Consider the following 934-nt stretch of genomic DNA (forward strand, 5'->3'; position numbering starts at 1 on the left):
TGCGGAAGTGGCGGAATTGGTAGACGCACCAGATTTAGGTTCTGGCGCCGCAAGGTGTGAGAGTTCAAGTCTCTCCTTCCGCACCATTATTAAAGTCTCTTTTATTAGAGCAATGTAGGGCTATCGCCAAGCGGTAAGGCAGCGGCTTTTGATGCCGCCATTCCCTGGTTCGAATCCAGGTAGCCCTGCCACATACAATGATATTGAGATTTTACCAATTATCTTGATATCTACAGATCAAGTTGCGGAAGTGGCGGAATTGGTAGACGCACCAGATTTAGGTTCTGGCGCCGCAAGGTGTGAGAGTTCAAGTCTCTCCTTCCGCACCATTCTTGATCAAAGTTTTAAAATGGCTACGTAGCTCAGCTGGTTAGAGCACATCACTCATAATGATGGGGTCACAGGTTCGAATCCCGTCGTAGCCACCATTCCTAAATGTTCTTTTTATCAGAGCAGTTAGGAATAGATGCGGAAGTGGCGGAATTGGTAGACGCACCAGATTTAGGTTCTGGCGCCGCAAGGTGTGAGAGTTCAAGTCTCTCCTTCCGCACCATCTTAAATTAATCTACACTATCAGAATACGCGGAAGTGGCGGAATTGGTAGACGCACCAGATTTAGGCTCTGGCGCCGTAAGGTGTGAGAGTTCAAGTCTCTCCTTCCGCACCATTCTTTCTCTCGATAAGAGAGGTTAAGTAGTCTTTGACTATTTACGCTGTAGGGCTATCGCCAAGCGGTAAGGCAGCGGCTTTTGATGCCGCCATTCCCTGGTTCGAATCCAGGTAGCCCTGCCATATACAACGATATTGAGATTTTACCAATTATCTTGATATCTATAGATTAAGTTGCGGAAGTGGCGGAATTGGTAGACGCACCAGATTTAGGTTCTGGCGCCGCAAGGTGTGAGAGTTCAAGTCTCTCCTTCCGCACCATTAT

At 47.6% G+C, this 934-nt stretch carries 8 tRNA genes; all 8 read left to right on the forward strand.

Annotated features, from left to right (window positions below):
* Position 1 precedes the first annotated feature (1 nt).
* A tRNA-Leu gene (locus R7Z50_RS25370) sits at positions 2-86 on the forward strand.
* Positions 87-116: 30 nt separating this feature from the next.
* Positions 117-191, forward strand: a tRNA-Gln gene (locus R7Z50_RS25375).
* Positions 192-244: 53 nt separating this feature from the next.
* Positions 245-329: transfer RNA gene (locus tag R7Z50_RS25380), tRNA-Leu, on the forward strand.
* Positions 330-351: 22 nt separating this feature from the next.
* Positions 352-428: transfer RNA gene (locus R7Z50_RS25385), tRNA-Met, on the forward strand.
* Between the two features lie 40 nt (positions 429-468).
* A tRNA-Leu gene (locus R7Z50_RS25390) sits at positions 469-553 on the forward strand.
* Between the two features lie 29 nt (positions 554-582).
* Positions 583-667, forward strand: a tRNA-Leu gene (locus R7Z50_RS25395).
* 50 nt (positions 668-717) lie between these two features.
* Positions 718-792 (forward strand) — tRNA-Gln (locus R7Z50_RS25400).
* 53 nt (positions 793-845) lie between these two features.
* A tRNA-Leu gene (locus tag R7Z50_RS25405) sits at positions 846-930 on the forward strand.
* The last annotated feature ends 4 nt before the right edge of the window (positions 931-934 follow it).

This window comes from Vibrio sp. 1249-1 (assembly GCF_033340495.1).